The organism is Reinekea sp. G2M2-21 (assembly GCF_015687175.1).
In the GTDB taxonomy this organism is placed as follows: domain Bacteria; phylum Pseudomonadota; class Gammaproteobacteria; order Pseudomonadales; family Natronospirillaceae; genus Reinekea.
Genome location: NZ_JADPQG010000004.1, coordinates 29,374 through 48,578, shown reverse-complemented (window position 1 = coordinate 48,578; position 19,205 = coordinate 29,374). Strand labels below are relative to the sequence as shown.

Below are 19,205 nucleotides of genomic sequence, written 5' to 3'. Positions count from 1 at the left end.
GATGAGCGAGGTGTGTCTTGCAAGGAATGATGAATCCTTTTCAAAACACACATTAATGCTCAGTCATCGATCTGAAGGACCCAGAGGAGGCTGAAGCATGGACTTTCTTGTTTTCTTGCTAATATTTAGCTCTTCAACGTATCAAATTTAAACTGATTACAATATTTTACCGATAGTGCTTTTTAGGCTCAATGAACATACCCTTAAATACTAAACAAGCATGCGTACGATACGCCAAACTAAATTTACAGTGGGAAGCGAACTGCAGAATCGTAATCACAATACTTAATTCGTTTTATTGGCTTGTTAATATGGCACACCATCTCAGTATTCAAACCACCCATTGTCTCCTTAAATCCAATACGTACGACAGTATCAGAACCTATTTCGTCATTGCCACTAATATAAATATCGCCATTTGAATCAATAGTTAGGTCACTAAAATAGCGACTATCTCTCATATCCTCCTTGTTCAAATGCAAATCCTCCAAACTAGTAGGCGCTTCACCATAATTCAGTTTGTATTCTTGAATCAATATACGAATTGGTGAAACCATACTGATCATTCCTTGAACAATAGCTGCTTTTTGATATTCACTAATTTCTTTCTGAACTATAGGATCAAGTTGAGAGATCAAAACATCAGAAGGCTCAATCTTCATATACTCGACTAACGATTGACATTTCCACCCCCACCTATCGCGATGCACTGCAATTAGATCACTGGCCTTGTCTTCACAGCTTTCCAATTCTTTTACATCAGAAAAGACTGTTGTTTCTACTCCATTAAACACGTAAATGACCTCGCAAAGCATCTCTGTGTTTTGCACTTTTTGACTCACTTTAAACATAGCTTCCTTACCTGAACTTGATTTGCAGATGTATTCTTCAAAACCATGTGTATACGAAGCAATAAATAAAATGACGATAACGAAGTATTTCACTTAGAATTACCTTATTTAGAATTACCTTATTTAGATTTAATTTGATCAACTTTGGGGGTTATGAATAAACAATATGACATTAAGAATACTTTAAGGTGATTGTCGCTAAAACCCTAACTCTTATTTATTATCTATTTTTGCGAATGAATGGCTAAATACACTTGGAGTTTTTTTTATTTCAGCAAGGAAAATCCGTGCAAAGCGAGTGTTCTACACACCCATCTATATCGGCTGTTTTCTACGATTTAGATTTTGAGGTATTTCTGATTAGCCAAAATCACCCCTTTCCCTACAGATCAGACAGATGAACAGGGTCTATAGCCGTTCTGATAATGTCAATTCTTGCGTTGTCTTCAATATCCATACACTTATTCACGCAGCCTGTGCTTAACGCACCTTTTAACACATTTCCCAACAATCTAGTCACGTTCATTCCTTATAAGAAGTGGATTCGAACGATACAAGTTAAAACTTAACTCTCTATATAGCAGCGTGAATGTCCTGTTCACGCAGATAGCATCAAGCGGTTTTCAAATGGCGTGTACAACAAAAGCACATGGGCACTGGAAATAGGTGAATTTACGACACCACAGCTACACCATAGCGTTGAAGGAACTGCTCAACCTCCAACGGTGGCGACCAGTAGTAGCCCTGCCCTTTGTGAATACCTAACCGCTGCACTTCACGCAATTCAGGTTCCGTTTCAATGCCCTCAGCAACAATGGTGACTTGCAGTTCTTCCGCCATGGCTTTAATGGAACTGAGTAAGGCTACAGAATTTTTATCTTTGTAGCAGTCGATAATGAAACTGCGGTCGATTTTGATTGTCTCGAACTTCATCTTCTGCAAATGCGATAGATTGGAGAACCCTGTTCCGAAGTCATCCAGAAACAAACCAACCCCGGCCTTATGTATTTCGTCGACATTGTGCTGAAACACACGATCATGGCTGATAATCTGCGACTCGGTTATTTCGAATTTCAGATTGGAATAGCGAATGCCGTATTGCTCAACAATCAATTGGCAATGTTTAAAAAATGTTTCAACCTGCAATTGTATGGGTGAAATATTAATGCTGATGTAAAAATCTGGCTTTTCTTCTTTGTATTGCTGCAATACCTGACACGTTTGGGTCAACACATAATCACAGATTTCGGCAATGGCACCGGTGTTCTCGGCAATGGGAATAAACTCCGTTGGTGTTATGCTGCCCAGTAACGGGTGATCCCAACGTGCCAGTGCTTCCGCACCGACGACCGCCCCCGTACTCACTTCGATTATAGGTTGCAGGGCAATGGAAAACTCTTTGTTGACGATGGCCGCGGCAATTCGGTTTTGTAATGCATAGCGTCGCTGCACCGATGTTTCCATGGCATTATCGTAAAAATGAAATTGATTTTTACCATGATGTTTAGAGCGATACATGGCAATGTCTGCCCTCTGTACCGCCTGCTCATAGGTGTGCGCATCCTTCGGCAGAAACACGATGCCGATGGAACAGGTGCAATGCAGTGAATGCCCGTCGAAGTTCTCGACCGCCATGACTTCATCCAGCAACTTTCCGGCAAACTGAGCAAGCTGTACTTCATTCGCGTCTTCCACCAGCACCAAAAATTCATCGCCGCCAATGCGGCACAACGTATCGGTTACTCGTGTGCATTCCTTTAAACGTTTGGTTTTACGAATAAGAAACTGATCGCCAACGGCATGGCCAAGATTGTCATTGATGTCTTTAAATTCATCGAAGTCTATATAAATCACCCCACCGGTCATTTCCGGGTGTCGCTTCAGGCGCTGTTGAATCTCCAGAAATGTTTTTTCCGCCATCATACGGTTCGGCAAATCCGTCAGATAGTCATGATACGCCTGATGTTCAACCACGTTTCTAGCGGTTTCAGCCTCTTCAATCTGTAACCGTAACTGCTTCAACAGGGAAAAGTTATCTCTGGACAGTATCCGCGTGGCGAAACCCACGACCAATAAAATCACCGCCACGTTCATCGCAGAAGAAATACCATTCGAGGGCATCAGGAACATGAAGCCTTGATCGCTCATATACCCCATCAGCAGAACATTCGCCACCATGATCAACAACAAACCGTTATAGATTCGCAGTGCACCAATCATCGCAGAAAATATCAGGATGCCGGGCAACGCCAGCATGGAGACATCAATAATTCCGCCGAAGTTCCATTGCAGGAACAGCACCATCAGCGTCAAAATCAGCACAAAATTAAATGAGGCCAAGCTTTGCTTACCTTTATGCAACGCCCAGAAAACACTTAACAAGGCAACGGCTGAGATCAGCAAAACAGACGCGTCGAGATAGGACTTTTCGATAAAGGATTTAAACCCAATAAACAGCAACGGCACTTCAGCCAAGCCTGTGAGTTGTATCAATCGTCGTCGGTGAATTTGTGTTGTACCTGTTTGCATCTATGACATCTCGGCTAACGGCTATCAAAGCGGTGAAAATCAGCAATGATGCCCAAAGGAAACACGCTATTAACCCAGTGTAGATGCAATTCTGGAACCCGGAAAGCACGGTATTTTATGGCGGACCACCGTTTAAATAATAGGACCGCCGATAATGCAGACTATTTTTGGTGGGAATCGATAAATTGTTGCATATCGGTAAGACCACCAACGTTTTTAACCTGGGTATAGCCCATGTTCAATAAGGTCTTTTCGGCGATACCTGCGCGTCGGCCACTGCGGCAGTAGAGTAAAACAGGGGTCGATTTATCTGGAACAACCGATGCGATGCGTTGCGCAATCACATCGTACGGCACAAGAACGGCGCCTTCGATATGACCACTATTAAATTCTTCCACAGTCCGGGTATCGATGATCACGCCATCGGCAAGCCACTGGGTCATATCGGATGTGTCCGCCTGGCAGGCAGTCAGCGAGAATATCAACGTCAGTAATGCCAAAAATCGAGTCATGAGTTGCCACCTTTAAATTAGAAAAAACTAATATTACAGAAGTATTTGCCATCTGCAAACTAATAACGCTGACTTAGGCCACCTCTGATTCATTCAAATGACCTCAGTCTTATCAGATCGGGGACTGCGCGAGGCGTGTATTGTAAGGGTTGGAGAGTCCTTTTCAAAATACACATCAATGCTCAGTCATCGATCTGAAAGACCCGGAGGGCGGGTCTGAAATGGCAAACTTTTTTGTTAATTGCTTGGCCAAGGTAATAAATATTACCTGCAGAACTTGCCTCGACAGTTGCGAATTTCTGCACCCGCTGAAGGAGATGGCAATCACTTAAAAGTGCCTCAGATCAATTTGGTTCAAATTGTGGCTTGCTCGCAAAAACAACAGCGTGTTAGAGTTTTGGCCATTCTTCAGGACATACAGATTAACGCGATGACCATTGCCTGCAAACGTAAACCCAACGCTAAACACAACAAACCTGTTTGTTGTGGCTTGGGTATGTGCAGGTAATGGTAAGACGTTAATTTCGCAAACCCGGTCGCAGCAATGCCGCCGGGTTTTTTATTGTCTGTCGGCTCTGCGTCCATAACAAAAAAGAGGAACATCTGATGCAAGGTTCGTTAGTCGCGCTGGTTACACCCTTTACCGGCAATCAAGTCGATCTGGCCGCGCTAGAGCGCTTAGTGTCTTGGCATATTGCCCAAGGCACCCAAGGCATTGTGGTGGTGGGAACCACCGGAGAATGTTCGACCGTCACCACAGAAGAGTATCGCGACATTGTCAGCGTCGCTACCGCTGCCGCAAACAAAGCCATCCCGGTGTTTGCCGGTGCAACATCCAATAACCCGGCCCGGGCCATCGAGCTGGCCAATATAGCCAGTGCCGCCGGAGCCGATGGTCTGCTCAGTGCCGCAGGTTACTACAATCGGCCCAATCAAGCTGGCTTACTCAACCACTTCACCCAACTGCATAACCATTCTGACTTACCTATCCTGCTTTATAACATCCCCGCCCGAACCGGTGTTGACATTGAACCGCAGACCATTGCTGAACTCGCTCAATTGCCAAGAGTTGTCGGTGTGAAAGATGCCACCAAAGACCTTTCTCATATCAGCCGAGAACGGCAGTTGATATCGACACCCTTTGCGTTTCTTTCCGGGGAAGATATGACCGCCGTCAGCTACAACGCGCAAGGGGGAGTTGGCTGTATATCTGTCACGGCCAATGTCGCACCTGCCTTATGTGCGCAAATGCAAAAAGCCTGTACTTCAGGCGACTATTCAGAAGCCCTGCGCTGCCACGAACAGTTAGAGCCGTTACACGAAGCGCTCTTTTTGGAACCCAGCCCGGCGGGCATCAAATACGCAATGTCCGTCATGGGGCGATGCAGCGAAGAGGTGCGTGCGCCCATTCTACCGCTGCAGGAAACCACGAAAGACATCATCCGCGACGCGTTGAACCGTGTTGTTCAGTGATGATGAAGGGGAAATTGAACAGTGAACGCGCGTTTGCCTTGCCAAGGGGGTATTCGGCAAACGCTGCGGCGAGCGGTTACAACTGCAATTGAATAGACAGGCTTAACGTCGCACGAATCTGTGTGTCTTCAGTCGGTGGTGTACCTTTCGCATTCACCTCGACGGTGGTCGACTCTGCCCGCAAGTATTTGCCAATGTCGCTCTCGTCAAACACCTCTAATGCCAGCCTGGAAACATTGGTATCTTGGTTTTCATCGATGTACGCGACCTGAAGTTTAGTGGAGCCATCGCCAATAAAAATTTCCAAATCGTCGATAAAGCTCAACGTATTGCCTTCCGGGCTGATGACTTCCAGGACAAACCCCGTTACATACGATTCGCCGATATTCCCGCGGGTGGCATCATTGTTTTTAAACTCAGCGGACTGGCTGACGTCAAACGACACAAAGTCGTCGAAACCGAACTGGGTAAAAACATTGCCTAAGAAGCCGCCACTTTCGACCAACGTTTCAGATTCGATATCGACGTTCACCGTGCGCAGAGAATCGCAACCCAGCAACACCAAACTCAACGCCAACATCGAAAATCGTATAACCAACGGGCGTATCCTATTCATCTTTTAACAACACCTTAGGCGGGATAAAAACCCGCATCTAACTTTCGCAATAAGCCTTTTAACACCGTGAGCACGTCCAATGGCTGCTCACCCCGAACGTCCAACTGCAACTGCAGATACAGCGAACGGATCAGATTCTGAATGTTTTTAAAACGGTTCAGGGCAGGTCGTGACCGAAACGCGTGGTGGAACCAATCATCGTCTTCATCATCCAATAACTCATCAAAAAATACCGCCAGGTTGAGCGCATTCAAACGCCCCTGTTTTACAGCGGCTTTTAAAGCCGATGCAATGCGCTGGTCTTCATCGAACATCAGAAACGGCAACGAACTCTGTTTCAAAAAAGTCTGCCAACCCTGTAGCAACGCACTCACCCACGCACTATCAATGTCGTTATGTTTGAACAGCGCTTGTGTTAAATCGGCGACGTGGGCGACCGAATGTGCCCAGCCCGATTCATCGCTAACATAACCGCGAAAATCCGTTTCGTCTTTGAGGTATTGCAGGGTGAACTCGACCATTGCTTTCCGGGTGTCCGGCGTAAACAGGTCCTCCAAAGAGTCTTGCTCCATCACACAGGCCAACACTTCTATCGCAAAGGTTCGGCCAAACACCTGGTCATTCTGTGCATCGTGTATACCGGCACGCGCGATCTCCTGCAGGGCAGGAATCAGGTATTGTGCCAGCCAATCGGCCTCTGCCTCACCACTTTCAACATGGTCGCAGATAATGTCGAGCGCCATTTCGCGCGGGCCAGACTGTGTATTCGTCAGGTTACCTAACGCTTCTTCGATCAGTTCCAACAAGGAATCCTCAATAGGGGTCGTTAATTCCGGCGTATGGTACACCTGATAACAGGGCCATGTCTTTATGCCAGGTTGCGATGTCTGCAATGAAAAAATCCCCCAAAGCGTCATGACCGCAGGCGCGCGCCATAACCGACATCAGTTCGGTCGAGGCACGTAAAAAACGGTTTAACTGTTGCGCGCCTTTGTCAATATCCAGCCGTTGACGCAATTCAGGTTTTTGCGTGGCAATGCCCGACGGGCAATTGTTGGTGTTGCACATGCGGGCGGCCACACAACCAATGGATTGAATAGCGCTGTTGGAAATGGCAATACCGTCGGCGCCCAGCGCCAGTGCTTTCACAAAATCCATAGGCATGCGCAGACCACCGGTAATGATCAACGTCACGCGGCCACTGGCACCCTGTTTGTCCAGATAGCGCCGAGCGCGCGCTAACGCGGGAATGGTTGGCACACTGATGTGATCCCGGAATATTTCCGGTGCAGCGCCTGTACCGCCGCCCCGACCATCCAGAATCAAATAATCGGCTCCGGCGTCCAGCGCGAACTGTATATCCTCTTCAATATGGTTGGCGCTCAGCTTGAACCCAATCGGGATGCCACCGGTGATCTCCCGTACGCGATCGGCAAATTGACGAAAATCCGCCACAGTGCGCAGGTGCGGAAAGGTAGCAGGAGAAACAGCATCGGTACCGGGTTTAAGACCGCGTACACTGGCAATTTTCTCTGTGTTCTTGTTGCCTGGCAGATGACCACCGGTGCCGGTTTTGGCACCCTGACCTCCTTTGAAATGAAATGCCTGGACGCGTGTCAGTAAGGATTCTTCATAGCCGAAACCCGCACTGGCGTACTCATAGAAGTATCGTGAGTTTTCTGCTTGTTCCTCGGGCAGCATACCGCCTTCACCCGAGCATATGCCGGTGCCCGCCAGCTCTGCCCCTCTCGCCAGAGCGATTTTCGCTTCTTCGGATAGCGCGCCGAAACTCATGTCGGACACAAAAATCGGAATGTCGAGCACCAGCGGTTTCTTTGCTTGCGGACCAATGACTAACTGAGTGCTTACTTTTGCGTCTTCCAGCAACGGCCGACGGGCTAATTGAGCCGCCATAATTTGAATATCATCCCAATGTGGCAGTGAGTGACGAGGCACGCCCATGGCCGTCATCGGGCCATGATGCCCGACTTTCGACAAGCCATCTTTCGCCAGCGCATGGATCCATTCAACCGTCGGTTCCTCTGTCGTGGCCTGCGCCGCGGGTATTTTTGAACTGTGAATGGCTGCCTTTCCCGGCCCTTCTTGGCCTACTTGATCGGCGCCGAAGTTCTTGTGAGTACCATCGCAAAACGGCGCATTACCGGTATGTTTGCACGCGCACAGATACTCGGTACTGTCTTTTTCTACACTGAAAGACAAGGGTTTAAAGGGTGTCACCTTGTGGGAGCCATCGCAGAATGGTTGACTGGACGATAGCCCGCATTGGCAGAAGTAGTAGGTTTCCCCGGCTTTCAGGTCGACCTTTTTGGGTGAGTTGCCTGACACGACTGGGTGTTCCATATTCCCTCCTCTTCGAATTCGATGAACCCTTCAGTATAGGCAACTCATTCAACTTCGCTCACCGGCATTCCCGGTGAAGCCCTAAGCCAGTTTCTGCCAGGTTGCTCCCTCCATCACGTATTGCGCATAGCGGAAGTCACGAATAAAACGCAACGCATCCTGATCAAACTCCAGCAGCACAAAGTAAGCGGGTATTTCACCGCTTTCACGGGTAAAGGCCAGCACTGCCGGACGCCCCTCCACGACCCCCGCTTCCATTCGCCAATCCGCTTGATTCGAATAATTGATGAAATAGCCGCCAACTTCCGCTTTACCCGAGAACTGCACTTTGTTCACCATGTCCAATCTGACTTCTTCGGTAAGCAGATCCTGAATATCATCAAACTTGCGCTGATTAAACAGGTCGACATACTGCCGAATCAGATCAACAAGATGCGTATTTGCAGCAGGTAATGGCGCGACTGCAGAGTCTAACACTGAAACTTTTTTAAGTTGTTGCCTGCCTCGATGCAAAGCAGACTTCACTGCGCTCGTTGTCGACATGAGAATTTCTGCGACTTCTTCAGCGGGATAACCAAACAAATCCCGCAATAACACGACACTGCGCTGCAGCGGTGGCAACACAGACAGTTGCCGAATGTTCTCGGTTAGCAAGTTGGTGTCGACACTGTTTTCATCCGGTTGCATCGCCACCTCCTTCACCAAGGTCTCTTGCGAATTGCGTTTGCGAAAAAAGTCCATCGCGGTGTTATGGGCAACCTGAAATAGCCAGGCCTCAATGTTGTTGATGTGTGTTTCTTTTAACACAGCCTCATACGCCTTTATTAGCGCGGTCTGCAACACATCTTCACCATCAATGACCGACCCGGTCATTCTTGCACAGTACCGATGCAGCTTGCTACGCATCGTGGCCACAACTGTTTCAAACTCTGCTTTTGTTACCGTTCCGGACATCGTTTCTATAACCTCCTTGGTTAGGCTACCTGCGCGAGCCCGCTACCTGAAATTGTAAACACCACACCTTCTTTGGGTTGTTCTTGAATCAGCTCAACAACCGCCTGTGCACAGCGTTCAGGTGTCAAAGGTTGTGGCCATTGCGACATAAACTGGTCTGCCGTTTTCCCACTTGCCTGAGCGTATGCCTGAGATGCCTGGGACGCAATGGCCGTTCCTTCGATCAGTTGTGTCGGAATGACGGACAAAAACCGCAGATTCCTTTGCATTAAATTCGCTTCCCGTTGTGCATAGCCTGCCAAAAAAGTTTGCATCCGTTTCGCTCCCGCGTAACCACCAGACAAAGGGGACCCGTTCAACGAGGCTCCGCTGGAAAAACTGATAAGTAAACGAGGTTTATCAGTTGCTGCATGCAGTAAAGCCTTACTCCATTCAAAACTCATTTTGGTGTCATTTTCCCAAGTTTGAGAAAACTGCAACCAACTCATGTTTTGAAAGGGCGCGACCGTGGGTTGTGCACCACCCACCAAAACCACAACATCAGGTTCATATTGGCCCAATAACTGTTCTGCGACACCCTCATGACTGCTGTCTGCTGAAATCCAAATGGCCTTTGGCTCCGCCAATTCAGATGCTTCAACACTAGCCTGAGTACGGCCAACTGCGATAACACGGTGGTTCGCAGCAAGCATGTTTTTTACCATTGCTGCGCCAGTTCCGCGAGTAGCACCAATAATTAATACCGTACGTGATTTGTATGACATGACATTTTCCTTTTTAAACAATGTGTCTCTCCAAGACGCATCCCACTGACAAAAAGGTTCGCGGGTGGTAAAAAATATTTTTCTACCACCCAAATGCTTGGCCATTCGTCATTATTTAATCTTCGACCTCATTTATTCAAAACCACTAAAACCCTTATATTTCAGACACTTACCTGACTCACCTGCTGAAAATGCTGAGTTAACCTTGGCGATTCGCCTAAAAATCCAACAAAAAAATGCTTGCCAATTAAAACCTACAGAGTTAGTGTACTAGCAACCTAATACACTAATGGACAGGGACATGATTACACTTTCGGATCTTGGCTTCACATATTCACGGAAATCCACCGTTTTCACCGGACTCACGCTTAACATCCCAGCCGGGCGCAGCGTGGGCGTTTTAGGCGCCAATGGTGCCGGTAAAACAACACTCATTAAATTGCTGGCGGGCTTGGTCTCCCCAACTCAGGGCGAGGTCTCGGTACTGGGCTTTAACCCTCGTCAGCGTCAGGCAGAGTTCTACCAGAATCTGTTTATCGTACCGGAAGAGTCAGAACTGCCACCGGTTACCGGCATGGCCTACCTGAAACTCTATTCCGTTTTTTACCCAAATTTTGACCACAAACGCTTCTCGCATCTTACCGATCAATTTGATGTCGACACCAGCAAGCGACTGACCGAAATGTCGCTGGGTCAGAAGAAAAAATTTCTGGTGGCGTTTGCAATGTCGACCGGTTGTCAGCTGATTTTGATGGACGAACCCACGAATGGACTCGACATTCCCGCGAAAGCACAGTTCCGCGATATGGTGATTCAGCATCAGTCCGATGAGCAGACTTTTTTAATTTGTACGCATCAGGTGCGAGACCTCGACTCCATTATCGATTCTGTCGTGATGATGAACGAAACCCACGCGCACTGGTTCGACCTAGGCGAATTGCCAGAAAAAATTTCGCAGGTGTCTCACCGTTCTGAAGAGGACGTTGTGCTTTATTCAGAGCAGCGCATGGGCAACCAGTTATCCATCGTTGTTGGCGGCCAACCACACGCGACCGATATCGATTTAGAACTGCTGTTTAATACATTTCATAACAACTACGACGGACTGATTCAGGCCATTGCAAAGGACGCCGCATAATGAACGCTACCACTATTTATAATCTGATCCTGGCGAAGCAGAACTCTTCACCGAACCGCATCTGGAAAGACGTCGGGCTGGCGCTCGCCATCCTCACGGTATTGTTGGTGATTAGTCAATTTGCCGAACCTACTCACAACCACAGTGAATACACTGGGTTTGCATTAGCCATGTTAGTCATTGCCGTCATCGAATTAGGCGGCCGAACGTTCAGCGAGTTTAAGCATGAAAAAATAGCTTACCAGTGGCTCACCTTACCGGCCACCATCACAGAAAAATGGCTGGCTAATTTTGTGACCAGCCTGATTCTGGTTCCGGTTGGTTTTATGCTGGTGCTCACCGTGGCCACCATGCTGGCAAACCTCTTCCTCATGCTATTTGGCTGGGGTCAGAGCATGCCACTTTTTAACCCGATCAGCGCTGAGGGATGGTTCCTGTTCAAGTTTTACGCGTGCCTGCACCCTTTGTTGTTTTTCGGCGCGATCTATTTCAAGAAGCGCTCTGCGTTGAAAACCTTCGGTTCACTGTCGGTATTTTTAATGGGCTTCGCATTTTACGTTGCGTTCAATGTCGACTTCCTGTTCTCCGGCGTCGTTGAACAGATGGATCTGCATGACCACAACTGGACAGAAGACACCGTGGTGACCTTTGGCAACAGCCTGCGCATTACGGCTGATGGCGTCGAGTTTGAACATATGGGCCTTCTGAAATTCATGGCCTACCTGGTTACTTACGGATACTTTTTATTTTTCTGGGGGCTTTCGTATCTGCGCCTGAAGGAGATCGAATTATGATTCAGTTTGATTCCACCAGCGCTATCTATTTGCAGGTAGCCGATTACATGTCGGAGAAAATACTCACCGACGAATGGTCCGAAGAAGAACGTATACCATCCATCAGGGAGGTCGCCAGTATGGTACAGGTTAATCCAAACACGGTGATGCGCTCATACGCACACTTGCAAGAAAACGACGTGATATACAACAAGCGTGGCGTTGGCTACTTCGTTAGCGAACAGGGAAAGAACAAGATTAAACAGGCTAAGCGTGAAGAGTTTATCGACACCAAACTGCCGCGTTTATTCCACGAAGCAGCTTTACTGTCTGTCACGCCAGAAGAACTGAGCCATTTATACAGCAACTTTTTAGGAGACCAGCAATGATCAAGCGATTAAAACTTTCAGACAAAATACTGTTTGGCACCATTGCCGGATTCTTCTTACTGACAACGCTGAGTCTGGTTTGGTTACGTTTAAATTGGGAATCGTACGTTAGTATGGTTCAGTTCCTGAACTAACAACAAGGAGGCACAACCATGACAGCCATTAACTTAAGAATTTGCATAACGTTGTTGGTTATCGTGAGCTGTATAAGCGTGTTGTAATGAGCCTTAAACACCGTGACCAACCGGATGTTCCGGTTGGTCTACAAGGCTCAACATCACTCACAACACATGATGCACAAACAACTACACCTGGCAATGCTGTTTCAAGGCCCGTTGTTCCAGCACGGCGAACAACAGAACACACACAGCAACGCCCAGTATCAGCCCTTGACCCAGTAGCGTCATCACATTCGCCCACACCGCTAACACGATTAGCGACCCGACCACCCAGCCGATGTCAGCAGCGATAACAAACAGCGCCAATGGCTTGCCAATGCCCACAATACTGGCCCAGACCAGAAACCCGGCGAAGGCGATTAACCCCAGGCTGAGAAACATTAAATACGTTGGTTCAAAACCACCCAATTGGGCCGCCAACGGACGGGAAAACAACAGCATATCCAGCGCACAAGCAATACAAAACACCGCATTGGCGCGAAAAACGTTTGGCAAAGAGTTCAGTAAGGTCATTGTAGTCTCCTGTTGGGATTGAAACGGTCAAAACACACCGCTATTGTCTGGATAGAATACTTTTACGCAATTACCTCTGAGGTAAAACAAACCAGCCATGGAAGGAAGAAGAACATGAATGCTTTTGGTGAAACGTTAAAAAAATGGCGTAAACAACGGGCGATGAGCCAACTCGACCTCAGTTTAAACGCCGATGTTTCGACCAAGCATCTGAGCTTTTTAGAAACCGGGCGATCACAGCCGAGCCGTGAAATGGTGCTACACCTTGCGCACGTGCTGGATATTCCGCTCGCTGATCGCAATACCCTGCTTGCTCAATCTGGCTACGCGGCGGCCTACTCCCAACGCGCCTTGCAACATGAAGACATGCAACCCGTTCGCCAGGCATTGGCCATGCTTCTGGAAAACCAAAACCCTTACCCAGCCATGGTATTGGATTGGGACTGGAACATTCTGATGGTCAACCAAGCCCAACAGAACCTGGCAATGGCCGTTCATCGCCTACAGCCGGACTTCCTGGACTCGAATAACCTCATGGAATTGATGTTTCACCCGAAGGGGTATCGGCCGTTTATCCGCAACTGGCAACCGGTTGCTCAACACCTGTACAGCCGGTTATTAACAGAACGGCGGCGCTTCACGGACCGCCAGTCAGACTTATTGAGTCGGCTCCATGCGATCCCGGACTTTCCCTCACACTGGGCGGTAACAGACACGCAACATCAGCAGCCCATGCTAACAGTTGAACTTGCTATTGCGGACCAGAGCCTGTCACTCTTTTCAACACTCACCAGCTTTGGAACCCCGATCGACATCACCCTGCAGGAACTGACAATCGAACAATATTTCCCGTCGGATGAACGCACCCGGCGGTTTTTTGAACAACTTAGCGCGGCTCACCCCACACCACGGAGTTCGTGAGTGGCAAATAAATTGCGGTCGTTGCGTTGGTTGGTTACATTGGCGACAAACTCAAACAAAAGGAAAACCCGATGAAGAAAATGAATCTCGATATGTGGATTTACCTCTCCGCAACGCTACTCGCTGTGGGCGTGTTTTTACCGTTAACCACGATGGCGGTTATCGGTGACGTCAGTTACAACCGCATTGCAGCATTGGAATCTTATATCGTCATTTTATTCGCTGTATCGGCCCCGGTTTTTATTTTTATCAAACAAACTAAGTTTGTTCTGGCCTCGGCGGCTGGCGTTTGGATCACCTTACTGCTGCCCGCGTTGAAGAGTCTGTTTAAATCGACCGATACCAGCACACTGGGCAAATTGTCAGCCAAAGCCTCTGGCGCCATGCAAGACTTTGCCGCCGATTTATTCTTGAACGTATTTGAATTCAGCTGGGGCGGTTACCTGTTCCTGCTGGGGCTTATTGTATTTACCGTGGCGTGCGTGTTGCGCGGTATGAAGAAGAAGTAAGCCATAACTCAAATAAGGAGGCCCATGAAAACCTTCGAACACTATAGGGATGAAGCTGAAGACTGGTCATTAAAAGGATGGGACTTCAGTGATTTGACGGCGCGCTGGCATGAGTCAGCGCCACACTGGGACTATCGCACGTTAGTAATTGACTTGTTGAACCAGGCAAATGCGGTTTTGGACATGGGCACCGGCGGCGGGGAATTTCTGGCTTCCCTGCCGAACCTGCCGAAAGACGTTTCCGCAACCGAAGCCTGGCCGCCCAACGTAACCGTCGCAAGAGACCGGCTTACACCATTGGGCATTGACGTCAGCCAAATTCAGGATGACGATCTACTGCCCTACCCGGATAACCGATTCGACCTGGTCATCAACCGGCATGAATCGTTCGACCCCACCGAAGTTTTTCGGGTATTAAAACCCGGTGGTAGGTTCATTACCCAACAGGTTGGTGCGCGTGATAACCGCGAAATCAACGACCGGTTAATGGATACACCCCAGCTAAGCTTTGAACCTTGGGAAGCCGACCACGCGGGGGCTTTGCTGGAGAAAGCGGGGTTTGCGGTGACGCGCCGCGAAGAGGATTTTCCTGCTACCCGATTTCTGGACATCGGCGCACTCATGCTGTACCTGAAAGCCATTCCCTGGCAAATACCGGATTTCAGCATTGCCTCGTACGAAAAAGCACTAGTAGAACTTCACCATCACATTGAACAAACCGGCGGCTTTAACACCAAAGCACACCGGTTTTTGTTAGTCGCCAAAAAAGGGCTGTAAGCAGCCCTTTGTTCTTTCACCCTGACTTCAACCTGTTTCAAACAGGCATCAACGTAGACCGACATCCCTTCATGGACATAACAACGTTTATCTAATAAGCAACGTTAATCTGAAAAGCAAAGTTTATTGTTAGCGCTTATTGCTGCCCTGTGTTTTGGCTTTGTAATAGAAATACTGCAAAACGGCAAATATTAAACTGGCCAGAATCACCCCCCAAAACTTCGGAGACACGGTTTTGAGACCTTCCAGCGTTAGTAATTCGGGTGAGTTTACATAGACCACCAACACCAGAAGTAAATAAGCGATGGGTAGCCCCTTCAGCTTGTTGAGATGGTTGTCGGCCTGTTGGCGGTCATACTCTTCTTCCTTCAATGCTATTGTGCTTATTTCAGTCTGGATTCGATCCGTTTGAAGTTCCGCTTCAATCTCTTCTACCCGGTCAGGCCATTTATCCCGATCGATCGCGTGCAGTGCTTGAATCAGCTGGCTATAGCTGTATCTGCTGTAATCTGGTTTCATCGTTTCCCTGTTCCAACACTTGTTTATTTTCTACCCTGTTTCCTGATGATAAGCACGCAGGCCATTCACCAAGTCGGCGTTTTCATGCTTCTGCAAGCACTCGCAATTTGTTTTCGCTAACGAATCCACTCACACTCGCCTACTTGGTAACTACTCGACAGAGGCCATCGGCCGATATTCATTCGCAGCATTGTGCATTCGATTCATGGAAGTCATTCAATAAATCGATTTCCTAGATCCGTGGTTCCTGTTGAGTGGTGCAATGAATCCCCCCGCCACCGGCGGCAATAGCATCAATATTGAGCTGTACGACGTCACGCCCTGGAAACGCTTTCTGCAATTCCCTTTTTGCCGCTGCGTCGGCTACCGCGTCACCAAACTCAGGCGCTATCACGGCACCATTGCACACATAGAAATTAATGTAACCTGCTGCAAAGTCTTCACTATCAAACGTTTTACGAACGGTTGCGGGTGCTTCCAGAACGACCACTTCAATTTTCCGACCGTTGGCATCTGTCGTTTGGTTTAATATCTCCAGGTGACGTTTTGTCACTTCATGATCGAACGATTCCGGGAACGGGTCATAACCCGCAATGACAACCCCAGGCCGAGCAAAACGCGCATAAAAATCCGTGTGACCATCGGTAATATCTTTGCCTTTAATACCGGGCAACCAGATGATTTTTTCCAACCCCAGCAACCGCTTTAACTCCTGTTCACATTGGCTTTTCGTGACACCTGGGTTGCGGTTTTTATTGAGTACACAGCTTTCGGTTATGATGGCCGTACCGTGACCGTCTACTTCTATTCCGCCGCCCTCAAGCACCAAGTTGGTCTCAATACGTGGCACATCCGATCGCAGGGCAACGAAGGCGGCCACCTTTGCGTCATTGCCAAAGGTTTGTTTCTTGCCCCACCCGTTAAAATTGAAATCTACTGCGGCCTTTTCGCCATTCGCGGTGACGACAAACACGGGGCCTGTATCGCGCATCCACAAATCATCGAGCGGGCAACTGATCAGCTCAACTTTGTCGCCCATCAATTGTCTCGCTAACGCCATATCCGCTTCGCGAACAAGCATGGAAACCGGCTCGTATTTGGCGATGGTCAATGCGATAGAAGCCAAATTGCGTTGAACATCCGGCAAGAGCTGCCTGCCCCAGATTTTTTGACTGGCGCCAAAGGCCATCCAGGTGCGTTTGTGTGGGTCGCTCTCATCTGGCATGAACCAGGTTTTCTGATCGGTTGACATAGCAAACACCTCTTTCGGGGCACCCAGCAGAGCGGCTGCGCCAACCGCACTGAGGGTCTTAATGAAACCACGCCGGTTAATCATGATTTTTTGACGTCTTTAAAAAGAGTAACCGTTAAAAGCATTTCGAAGACTCGCCCTATTCGTTAAATTGCCAGCCCGATTATAGAGCCAGATAACCGTGGATGTAACCCAACCGCCTCTCTAACTTTCCGCGTGTTTGCATAACGCTTTAGGCCCGATACACACTGCAATTAAAACAGCCAGGGTTTGCATTATGAATGTGCAAATACGCCACATGGCTGTTATCCAGCAACTTTCGGATACTGGCTTCCAATGCCGCACCTTGCACTATTTCGGCATGATCCATGAAGTGTTGATTGTTGTAAGCTCTTACGGAAAGCACTCTTTCCCGTAATATCTCCGGGATTTCATTAACACCGGGTTGTGCTGTTTCTGCATGCTCCCGCACAAAAATCGGTCCGGAGGCACGGTATGGGGAGGCAACATCGTGATGAACATATGGTAGTACCGAAACACTCTCACCGACTTTAGCTTCTACGAGCGATACCCGGCAGGGGTAACCCGGGTAGGCATCCGCCAGGATCCATTTTGCGTTATGGGTTTTCAATTCCTGTTCGGTTGCTTTAACAAAGCCTGCAAAAATGTGTTTTTCAAGCGGTTTAATGATGAAGTCTGTCATGGCGGTGAACCCCGTAGGTTTTAAAACCAAAATTATAGGGGTTCGTTGGTAAGATCATCGCCATATTCGGAACTGGTGCTGGGGATTGCGGTGACTGGGATGTGAATGCGGATGCGGATGCGGATGTGGATGTGGATGTGGATGTGGATGTGGATGTGGATATTGTTACTCACGTAGGTTTTATCACAGTCGATTGTTAAGGCATTTAACATCATATTCCTGAAACACCTTACCCATTCCTTTAGAGCACTTTTCAATGAAGAAAATCCCCAAGAAAAACGCGTGGCCTTTATTTTTCTCTGCTAGTAGCTCTATTGCTTTTTCAGTATCATATTCTTTAAGCGATGCCAGCACCTCGGAATTAAAGATATATGTTTGTGCTAGGTCTCTGTAGCTGTCATCAAAATAACCTAGAGACACCCGTGTAGTCAGAATATTCAATGTCACAGATGCTATTAATAAAACTGACAATATTTCGATAGCTATCTTCAACTTCAAAATATGAATCTTAACGCCTCAAACACCGGCGCAGCTTCGCTGCATCTTCGTGCTTTGATTTGCTGGATAATGGTCACTCACTTACCCTTAACCTATTAAAGTGAGCTATAAACTTCTGCCCATTTGGAGAAATGATGAGCCGTTTAAACCATTTCGCTTGGGCCGCAGGTAGTTTGTCAAATTTAACTAACTCATAAGGTATTAACTTTAAGCCTACTTCTCTATACAAGAACCCACCCGCAGATTCAGAGTCCCAATTGCTCTGAAGACCATCGCCGAAAGATGTATGATTAGCGATAAACAGAGTCAAAAGATTCGATTCAACTTCCTCTTCAGATCCACTGTGCGGTGGTGGTATGACTATTTTGTCCTTCTCGAGAATCTTTGTCAGTTCAGAAAACTTCATTCCAGAGATAGTTGGGTCAGGAATATTAGATTTTGCATTTATTTTTTTTGGTGGTTTTGGCGTCAATGATATTTTCGAAAATTCCAAATTCTCTTTTATTAATTGATTTATCGCAGCATCAATTTTTGCAGCTGATCGTGCTTTTGCTCCTATAACTTTTCGGAGCTCTTCAAAAAACTGCACTAAATCATTCTTCTCTGCCAATTTCCCTGCGTGACATCCTGATAGAGGACCAGGAAGCTCCGCATAATCTACATCATCAGCCAATAGAGGCTGCAAATTCTTTCTAGCTCCCCATGTCGCTCCCAGCTCAAATAATACCCAGCTAGACGAAATAGAATTCTGAGTAAGTAGACCGACTACAACACCAGTTTTACTCAATTCATCGCGAAGAATACTGGCTGAATCGCCGCCAATCGGAAGTTTATGACCCGGAACAGAAGTACATCTGACTTCTTCATCATCTAGAACCATGCAAGAAAAAATACAATCAACTAATGCTGAGGCAAGCTTTTCGTCAGCGGCTGCATGGCTTACAAATATTTTAATCGTCATTATTCTCCGACCT

At 47.6% G+C, this 19,205-nt stretch carries 24 protein-coding genes; 8 read left to right on the top strand and 16 right to left on the bottom strand.

The window, feature by feature from the left end; translation table 11 throughout:
* Positions 1-245: 245 nt before the first annotated feature.
* From IYN85_RS15410 to IYN85_RS15390, 5 genes are all read right to left on the bottom strand, one after another.
* On the bottom strand, positions 246-944 hold the full coding sequence (locus IYN85_RS15410; protein WP_196159816.1) for a hypothetical protein: 699 nt from the start codon (positions 942-944) through the stop codon (positions 246-248).
* A gap of 289 nt (positions 945-1,233) precedes the next feature.
* Positions 1,234-1,371: a hypothetical protein gene (locus tag IYN85_RS15405; RefSeq protein ID WP_196159815.1), complete on the bottom strand. Its 138-nt coding sequence runs from the start codon at positions 1,369-1,371 to the stop codon at positions 1,234-1,236.
* A gap of 152 nt (positions 1,372-1,523) precedes the next feature.
* A complete protein-coding gene (locus IYN85_RS15400) occupies positions 1,524-3,380 on the bottom strand; it encodes a bifunctional diguanylate cyclase/phosphodiesterase (RefSeq protein WP_196159814.1) in 1,857 nt (618 codons plus the stop codon).
* A 161-nt stretch (positions 3,381-3,541) separates the two neighbouring features.
* The gene (locus IYN85_RS15395) at positions 3,542-3,892 is read right to left on the bottom strand and encodes a rhodanese-like domain-containing protein (RefSeq protein ID WP_196159813.1); all 351 of its coding nucleotides are present in this window, start codon (positions 3,890-3,892) and stop codon (positions 3,542-3,544) included.
* 408 nt (positions 3,893-4,300) lie between these two features.
* Complete coding sequence (locus tag IYN85_RS15390) at positions 4,301-4,495, bottom strand: hypothetical protein (RefSeq protein ID WP_196159812.1); 195 nt, start codon at positions 4,493-4,495, stop codon at positions 4,301-4,303.
* A gap of 3 nt (positions 4,496-4,498) precedes the next feature.
* On the opposite strand from IYN85_RS15390, the gene dapA reads away from it, so the two are divergent.
* Positions 4,499-5,365: a 4-hydroxy-tetrahydrodipicolinate synthase gene (dapA, locus tag IYN85_RS15385; RefSeq protein ID WP_370592213.1), complete on the top strand. Its 867-nt coding sequence runs from the start codon at positions 4,499-4,501 to the stop codon at positions 5,363-5,365.
* A gap of 76 nt (positions 5,366-5,441) precedes the next feature.
* Here the strand turns inward: dapA and IYN85_RS15380 are convergent, their stop codons facing one another.
* The 5 genes from IYN85_RS15380 to IYN85_RS15360 form a co-directional block, all read right to left on the bottom strand.
* The gene (locus IYN85_RS15380) at positions 5,442-5,981 is read right to left on the bottom strand and encodes a hypothetical protein (protein WP_196159811.1); all 540 of its coding nucleotides are present in this window, start codon (positions 5,979-5,981) and stop codon (positions 5,442-5,444) included.
* A gap of 14 nt (positions 5,982-5,995) precedes the next feature.
* Positions 5,996-6,787, bottom strand: a complete 792-nt coding sequence (locus tag IYN85_RS15375) for a DUF2785 domain-containing protein (protein ID WP_196159810.1) — start codon at positions 6,785-6,787, stop codon at positions 5,996-5,998.
* A gap of 7 nt (positions 6,788-6,794) precedes the next feature.
* On the bottom strand, positions 6,795-8,342 hold the full coding sequence (locus tag IYN85_RS15370) for a glutamate synthase-related protein (protein ID WP_196159809.1): 1,548 nt from the start codon (positions 8,340-8,342) through the stop codon (positions 6,795-6,797).
* Positions 8,343-8,423: 81 nt separating this feature from the next.
* Positions 8,424-9,296, bottom strand: coding sequence for a sigma-70 family RNA polymerase sigma factor (locus tag IYN85_RS15365; RefSeq protein WP_196159808.1), 873 nt, complete (start codon positions 9,294-9,296; stop codon positions 8,424-8,426).
* Positions 9,297-9,316: 20 nt separating this feature from the next.
* Positions 9,317-10,060, bottom strand: a complete 744-nt coding sequence (locus IYN85_RS15360; protein ID WP_196159807.1) for an SDR family oxidoreductase — start codon at positions 10,058-10,060, stop codon at positions 9,317-9,319.
* A gap of 301 nt (positions 10,061-10,361) precedes the next feature.
* Here IYN85_RS15360 and IYN85_RS15355 point away from each other — a divergent pair, with 301 nt between their 5' ends.
* From IYN85_RS15355 to IYN85_RS15340, 4 genes are read left to right on the top strand one after another with little or no spacing between them, the layout of a single operon-like run.
* Entirely contained in the window at positions 10,362-11,198 is an 837-nt protein-coding gene (locus IYN85_RS15355) for an ABC transporter ATP-binding protein (RefSeq protein WP_196159806.1), read from the top strand.
* Entirely contained in the window at positions 11,198-11,992 is a 795-nt protein-coding gene (locus IYN85_RS15350) for a hypothetical protein (protein ID WP_196159805.1), read from the top strand. The genes IYN85_RS15355 and IYN85_RS15350 overlap by 1 nt, the downstream gene beginning before the upstream one ends.
* On the top strand, positions 11,989-12,360 hold the full coding sequence (locus IYN85_RS15345) for a GntR family transcriptional regulator (protein WP_196159804.1): 372 nt from the start codon (positions 11,989-11,991) through the stop codon (positions 12,358-12,360). Before IYN85_RS15350 ends, IYN85_RS15345 begins: the two co-directional genes overlap by 4 nt.
* Positions 12,357-12,494, top strand: coding sequence for a hypothetical protein (locus tag IYN85_RS15340; RefSeq protein WP_196159803.1), 138 nt, complete (start codon positions 12,357-12,359; stop codon positions 12,492-12,494). Before IYN85_RS15345 ends, IYN85_RS15340 begins: the two co-directional genes overlap by 4 nt.
* 171 nt (positions 12,495-12,665) lie before the next feature.
* Here IYN85_RS15340 and IYN85_RS15335 read toward each other — a convergent pair whose 3' ends face one another.
* Positions 12,666-13,052, bottom strand: a complete 387-nt coding sequence (locus IYN85_RS15335; RefSeq protein WP_196159802.1) for a hypothetical protein — start codon at positions 13,050-13,052, stop codon at positions 12,666-12,668.
* A 114-nt stretch (positions 13,053-13,166) separates the two neighbouring features.
* Here IYN85_RS15335 and IYN85_RS15330 point away from each other — a divergent pair, with 114 nt between their 5' ends.
* The 3 genes from IYN85_RS15330 (at position 13,167) to IYN85_RS15320 (ending at position 15,259) form a co-directional block, all read left to right on the top strand.
* The gene (locus IYN85_RS15330; protein WP_196159801.1) at positions 13,167-13,973 is read left to right on the top strand and encodes a helix-turn-helix domain-containing protein; all 807 of its coding nucleotides are present in this window, start codon (positions 13,167-13,169) and stop codon (positions 13,971-13,973) included.
* A 71-nt stretch (positions 13,974-14,044) separates the two neighbouring features.
* Entirely contained in the window at positions 14,045-14,482 is a 438-nt protein-coding gene (locus tag IYN85_RS15325) for a hypothetical protein (protein ID WP_196159800.1), read from the top strand.
* A gap of 24 nt (positions 14,483-14,506) precedes the next feature.
* Complete coding sequence (locus tag IYN85_RS15320) at positions 14,507-15,259, top strand: class I SAM-dependent methyltransferase (protein WP_196159799.1); 753 nt, start codon at positions 14,507-14,509, stop codon at positions 15,257-15,259.
* Positions 15,260-15,388: 129 nt separating this feature from the next.
* Here IYN85_RS15320 and IYN85_RS15315 read toward each other — a convergent pair whose 3' ends face one another.
* The 5 genes from IYN85_RS15315 to IYN85_RS15295 all read right to left on the bottom strand — a co-directional run bounded on the left by IYN85_RS15315 (position 15,389) and on the right by IYN85_RS15295 (position 19,192).
* Positions 15,389-15,778, bottom strand: coding sequence for a hypothetical protein (locus tag IYN85_RS15315; RefSeq protein WP_196159798.1), 390 nt, complete (start codon positions 15,776-15,778; stop codon positions 15,389-15,391).
* Between the two features lie 232 nt (positions 15,779-16,010).
* Positions 16,011-17,114 (bottom strand): agmatine/peptidylarginine deiminase, encoded by a 1,104-nt coding sequence (locus tag IYN85_RS15310; protein ID WP_196159797.1) that lies wholly within the window; start codon positions 17,112-17,114, stop codon positions 16,011-16,013.
* A gap of 148 nt (positions 17,115-17,262) precedes the next feature.
* Positions 17,263-17,733, bottom strand: a complete 471-nt coding sequence (locus tag IYN85_RS15305; RefSeq protein ID WP_196159796.1) for a DUF1203 domain-containing protein — start codon at positions 17,731-17,733, stop codon at positions 17,263-17,265.
* 32 nt (positions 17,734-17,765) lie between these two features.
* On the bottom strand, positions 17,766-17,948 hold the full coding sequence (locus tag IYN85_RS15300) for a hypothetical protein (protein ID WP_196159795.1): 183 nt from the start codon (positions 17,946-17,948) through the stop codon (positions 17,766-17,768).
* 356 nt (positions 17,949-18,304) lie between these two features.
* Positions 18,305-19,192, bottom strand: coding sequence for a toll/interleukin-1 receptor domain-containing protein (locus IYN85_RS15295; protein WP_196159794.1), 888 nt, complete (start codon positions 19,190-19,192; stop codon positions 18,305-18,307).
* Positions 19,193-19,205 lie beyond the last annotated feature (13 nt).